We start from the raw sequence: 5847 nt of genomic DNA on the forward strand, positions 1-5847 counted from the left end.
CACTGTATTGTGAACAGGCATACAAAGACTTTCTAATTTTCTCCCAAAGTCACAAAACGGAACCCGGCTTGATGCGATTTGCCAGCCGTAAGGTTGTGAACCACCCTTCGTCGGGGAACTCATTTTACAACCTTGGGGGTGCGTAAATTTTTAGTGTTTTGTGTCTGAATCTGATTAAAAAAAGATTTCCAAATAACTATATTCAATGGTTTATTATTTGTTTGACAACACTGGCAAAAACCTCGATATATACCACTATGCCCATATTTATTGCCATACACATTTGAAAAAATATTCTGCGTTATTAATCTGGCAATTTACGAAAAATTTCATGTAATACAATGCAGCAGCTGAAAATTTTGGAAAGTCATCAGGCTAAATATTAATGATACAGCATATTAGGATTTTAAGCATATTCTCATTCGTGCGAATATCAAAAATTCACACCCACGCCCCCAATTTTGAGATGAACCGCCCACCCAAATGGTGTTCATAACCTGAAGTCTGGCATCTTGCGCAAAGCCGAAGCTAATTTTGTGACTTTGGGAGAAAATTAGAAAATCTTGGTATGCCTGCCTACACACAGTGATGTTCTGCCACGGATGGCAGAACAAGGCAGCATCGAGTCATGGATGACTCGTTGTTGCCGTTCACGTCACTCCGCGAAAATCTAATTCAGGCATACATAGACTTTTCTTATTTTCGGACAACGGAACCAAAATTACTCCGGCTTTGCGCAAGACGCCACTCACAAGCCTACGAAACACCATTTGGATGGGCGACGCATGCCTCAACAAACCAGCATTTGGCGGACAGTTCATGTTTATTTTTTTACGCAAAAATAGATGTACCTACATCCAACTTGATGATAGTACATCTATTTTCATATGTCAATTATATTTTTAACACCCTGACTTCTGCATTAATGCCAGCACTTCTTCTTTTGACGGAATGGCAGGTATCCCACCTCTCTTTTGTACACACAATCCGGCAACCGCATTTCCCAAAACGGCACATTTTCTGATTTCTTCCCACTCCAGCTTCTCAATGGGTTTATTCAAAGAAAGAATCCCACATAAAACACCACCCCAGAACGAATCTCCTGCTCCGGTCGTGTCAACTGCCTTCGTTTTAAATGCTTTTATAATCTCTTTTCTATTTTGGGTTGCCATAAGCACACCCTTTTCTCCAAGTGTGACTGCAAGCAGTTTTGGTCCCATGGCAAGCAGTCTGTCCGCTACATCTTCATAACTTTCTGCACCGGTCAGGAGTATACTCTCTTCATCGGACACTTTCATGACATCTGCCAGTTCTATGACCGATCTCATTTTTCAACTGCGATTTCTTTACTCTTCCACAAAGATGGACGGTAATTCGGATCGTATGAAATAAGTGCACCTGCTTCTTTTGCCATTTTCACTGCTTTGATCGTTGCACCTTCCGCCGGCTCATCGGTCAGCGACAGCGATCCAAAATGGAAAATCTTACAATCAGAAATTAATGTTTGATCCAGTTCTTCTTTTCTTAACTGTGTATCTGCTCCCGGTTTTCTTGCAAAAGAAAATTTCCGTTCTCCAGTTTCATCGTTTTCCACAAATGCCAGCGTTGTAAAATAAGCTGGATCTTCTATGACCGCATCTGTCAGCAGGTTTGCCGGTGCACCTCCTGGGTTTTGTTCAAACAGTTTTCTTCCATCCTGTCTGTATCCTGCTTCCGTAAAATTGATCAGCAGTTCGCCTAATGCGGCAATATCAACCTTTTTTTCCATGTTTCAGTTCCTCCACAATCTCGTTATAACGTTTTTTATTTAACCGGTAGAAAAACAGTACGACCGCTGTCACGATCCAAAGTATTCCTGGAATTGTAGTAAATGCATGTTTTATAACAGAAAGTACTGCTGCATTTTGTGTCTGATTTGCAACATAACCGTATTTTCCAAGTAATCCTGCTAAAAGTGAGGTTCCGACCGCCATTCCGATCTTATTTTCCAGTGAAATAAACGCATACTGAAAGCCATCATTTCTAAGCCCTGTTTTCCTCTCCCCATATTCCACACAATCAGGAATGATCGCATAAATTGCAGTATTAAATCCAGAGAAGAAAAACTGTGTCAGACCGGATAAAGTATAAAAAACAACCGGTGATTCCTTTGCGTTAAAGAAAAACATTGTAAGCATTGCAATTCCTGTAAGTAATGCAAAAACAGATGCCGTTCTGCCTTTATTATTCAATTTGCGAAATACTGGCTGGAAACAGGCTGCCCCAATGATAGAAGGAATAATGATACACATGGAATACGTTGTATAATAAGAAGCATTCCCCTCCACGTATGTAAAATAATACAGAATGTCTGCGTTTCTTCCATATAAGGATTCGGGTGTCAAAAGGTGTTTTTTAATTTTTTGATTGGCAGATTGTTCTGCGCATGATGGGAATTACGGCTATTTCTAATGTTGCTGACTGCTGCGTTTTCTATCTTAACGGCAGTTATGGTATATTTTTAGAAATTCTTGTATTCGTAAGCGGCTCGTGGCTCTATTTAGGAAATGTACTGATTGGCTATTCGTGGGCACAATTTATAATGACGCACATGAATATCCCCTTTACAGATACACGTAAGAAAATGTACCGGATAGTTGCACTTGTTGCCTGTATTCTGCTGATCATCAACATTTTCTATCCGCTGGTATTTAACAGTAAGGATGGCGTATATCAGAGGGGACCAGCGTATAGCATTTTCCTGTTCTTTGCATTTTTTTATATTTTGGACAGCCTGTATTTATATGGCAGGTGCCGCAAAAAAGTTGGTACGCTGAAACTGTTTCCTGTACGGGTATTTCTCGTTCCTATTATATTCGGGTTAGTTGTACAGGCACTTTTTGTAGAGATTGCCATTACATGGACATCCATTGCGATCGCGGGAATCATGACAGCACTGAAAAATGAAATAATTTTTTGTAGATCGTCTTACAGGCTTGTATAACCGTGTGTATCTGGAGTTTCTGCAAAAACAGGCTTGTAAGAAAAAAGGCGTCTGGGTCTCAGGTATCATGATTGACTTAAACGGTTTCAAGCAGATTAACGATAACTACGGACATTCTGAGGGAGATGCTGCACTGATCATTGTTGCTGATCTGCTTCGGAAATCATTCAGCGAATATGGCGTAGTAACCAGATATGCAGGCGATGAGTTTGTTGTAATGTTAAACACAACGGATGAGCAGTTTATCCCAGAACTGATTGAGCGCGCAAAAAAGAATTTTCAGGAAGAAAACCAGACAAATGACAAATCATATCAGTTATCAGCCTCTATGGGATATGCAGTCTCCAACCTGGGTGTCGAGACAATGGATGATTTTATGAACCGTATCGATAAGCAGATGTATCAGGATAAGCTGGTATATTATGAGAATCATAACCGCAGGAAAGGATGAATCATACTTAAACAAAACAGGAGAAAATCTTCACATAAAAGATTTTCTCCTGTTTTGTTATTACTACGCTCATCTGTCCATTATCGATTGTATCTGTTCTGTACTTCTGCCGGTTATTTCGGCGATTTTATCTATGGAATAACCGCATTTCGCCATATTGTGAATCATTTCTGCTATAGCTTCATTTTTACCGATTTCAATTCCTTCGTTTTTGCCGATTTCGATTCCCTCATTTCTGCCATCCTCTTTACCAGCTTCATATTCTGCCTTTCGGAGTTTCTTTTCTTCCCACTCTTTATCATACTCTAATATACTCACCATCTTTACCTCCGAGCGATTCTTCCGAAGAAATTCCACTAAAATTCCTTCTTTAATGCATTCCGTGATCGCCCTTTCAACTGCATCATTCAGATTCAGCTCTGATGCATATTTTCGGACTCTCGCAACATAAATGGCATATTCCTTCAATGTCTGGCACTGCTCCATCAGTTCTTTGTTGTGTCCTTCGTTCACATTTAACATCAGAACTTTTAACTCTAAATCCGGCTCTCCTGCCAGATGCTCATATGCTGATGAAAGTTTCAGTTCCATACGGTCTTCTACGTCATCGGTTCCATTGTAAAACACCATAAACTTCGGTGCCGGAATCTTCTGCAGCTTTGACGAATATAGTGACTTATCGTTCACAAACTGCTGGTATTCGATTCCTATGTAAATCAGATCCCGCAATGGTATATTGGGATTGATCGTCGACTGATGTTCATAGAGATAAATATTCGTCTCTAACATAAATGCCAGGTCATTTTTCATTCCCATATAGATCGCGTTTTCCAACGTGACAATCTTAAGGGCTTCCGCATTCTGATAATGACTTCCGGTCACTGCGTTGTACAGGGATAAGAGATTTTCTTTCTCTGAAAACAGCATGCGGAATACAGTGTCTTTGTACTGACGGTTGGCTGTCGGTATCTTTTCTGATACCTGCTCGCTCTTCTTCATATTCAGTTCCTCCTGTGTGCAGGAGGCTCATCCAGATCTCCTGCTTTTCATTTTTGTGGATAAAAAGCATAGATTTCTGAAATGTTTTTTGAAATTTAGACGGATGTATACATCCTGATAGTCGTGCAGACAGAATTGCCGGATTCATAATTATGGCATCGGATAGATGTCTGCATCGTAGAAATATGCTTTGATTTATTTTACCATACGTCATCCTTAGTATGCAACCAATTTGAAATTTCTTGTGCAGGTTGTACAAAAACAAAGTTACTGTTCACAGGTTACCCTGCGGACTGTAACTTCGCAGCCCCATGTAAAGTTTTGCTTCGCAAAAGGGGCTGCTCACCCCCACATCACGTTCATACGCACCTGAACAGCAAAGTGTTCAGGTGCCGAGTGAACAGTAACAAAACAAGCTGCTATTTTTAAAGAAAGACAGTGTCCGGCTGAATATCAATCCGGACACTGTCTTCCCTGTCATTTTCTGACAGTTACACACTTTAAATTTTTCTATTTGCTGATTTTTACTTTTTTCACGGACGAATATTTTCCATACACTTTTTTGCCTATGGAATCCACTTTATAAGCCCGGATACGCACATAGTATGTCTTTCCTTTTTTCAGTTTGCTTATGGTATAGGATGTCTTCGCCGTATTTTTCTTTGTGACCGCCTTTTTGAATTTTTTATCCGTACTGTAAGAAATCTCGTAACCTTTTGCGCCGGATACTTTCTTATATTTCAGTAAGATCTGTTTACTCTTGCTGTTTTTCGCAGACGTAAGAGAAGCCTTCGCCACTTTTACTTTTGTCCACTTTGCATACAAAATGTAATCGGATTTTGCGCTGCTGCTGATACTTGTGATCTTCTTTTTAAATTTTGCATCCGTATACCAGCCTGCAAATGCGTATCCTTTGCGTGACGGATTTTTCAGTGTTACTTTCTTTCCATAATAAGTTGACGGATTTGAGGCATTGTTTTTACCTTTATTCAGTTTGTAGGTAATTTTATATGGTACTGTAACCGTACAGGATGCCTGATAACTGCTGTTTTCAGACGAAGTCACCGTGATCTTCGTTCGGCCCGGTGCCTTTGCTGTCACACTACCGTTGGCATCCACGGTGGCAATCTTTGTATTTGCCGATTTCCAGACTACCTTTTTGTTGGACGCATAAGACGGTGATACAGTTACATTTAAGGTGAGCTTCTCTCCTCTTTTTACCTCTGCTGATGTCCTATCTAAAGTTATTCCTGTTACTTTCGCCTTTCCGGTGACAGTCACATAGCAGACTGCATATTCATCACTGCCGTCCGTTGCCGTAGCCCGGATTTTTGCTTCACCCTCCGATTTTGCAGTGACAAGTCCGCTTGCAGAAACCTCTGCCACTTTCGTATCAGAAGAAGTATATTTGAGT

Annotated in this window: 4 protein-coding genes and 2 pseudogenes; 2 read left to right on the top strand and 4 right to left on the bottom strand. The window is 40.4% G+C overall.

Annotated features, from left to right (window positions below):
- Positions 1–902: 902 nt before the first annotated feature.
- Together DW650_RS20700 and DW650_RS18970 are read right to left on the bottom strand one after the other, a co-directional pair.
- Positions 903–1768, bottom strand: a pseudogene (locus DW650_RS20700) (PfkB family carbohydrate kinase).
- A pseudogene (locus DW650_RS18970) lies at positions 1752–2372 on the bottom strand (MFS transporter); the annotation flags it as partial. The pseudogenes DW650_RS18970 and DW650_RS20700, both read right to left, overlap by 17 nt.
- Before the next feature lie 53 nt (positions 2373–2425).
- Between DW650_RS18970 and DW650_RS18975 the strand changes: the two are divergent.
- Positions 2426–2983 (top strand): hypothetical protein, encoded by a 558-nt coding sequence (locus DW650_RS18975; protein WP_118210857.1) that lies wholly within the window; start codon positions 2426–2428, stop codon positions 2981–2983.
- Between the two features lie 4 nt (positions 2984–2987).
- Positions 2988–3434: a GGDEF domain-containing protein gene (locus DW650_RS18980; protein WP_158576254.1), complete on the top strand. Its 447-nt coding sequence runs from the start codon at positions 2988–2990 to the stop codon at positions 3432–3434.
- Between the two features lie 69 nt (positions 3435–3503).
- Here DW650_RS18980 and DW650_RS18985 read toward each other — a convergent pair whose 3' ends face one another.
- Both DW650_RS18985 and DW650_RS18990 read right to left on the bottom strand, forming a co-directional pair.
- Positions 3504–4433 carry a hypothetical protein gene (locus DW650_RS18985; RefSeq protein ID WP_118210859.1) on the bottom strand — a complete coding sequence of 310 codons (930 nt, stop codon included), beginning with the start codon at positions 4431–4433 and terminating at the stop codon, positions 3504–3506.
- A gap of 510 nt (positions 4434–4943) precedes the next feature.
- The coding region (locus DW650_RS18990) for an Ig-like domain-containing protein (protein ID WP_199654336.1) at positions 4944–5847 on the bottom strand (904 nt) is incomplete at its 5' end.

Source organism: Roseburia sp. AM23-20 (assembly GCF_003470905.1).
GTDB lineage: Bacteria > Bacillota > Clostridia > Lachnospirales > Lachnospiraceae > Roseburia > Roseburia rectibacter.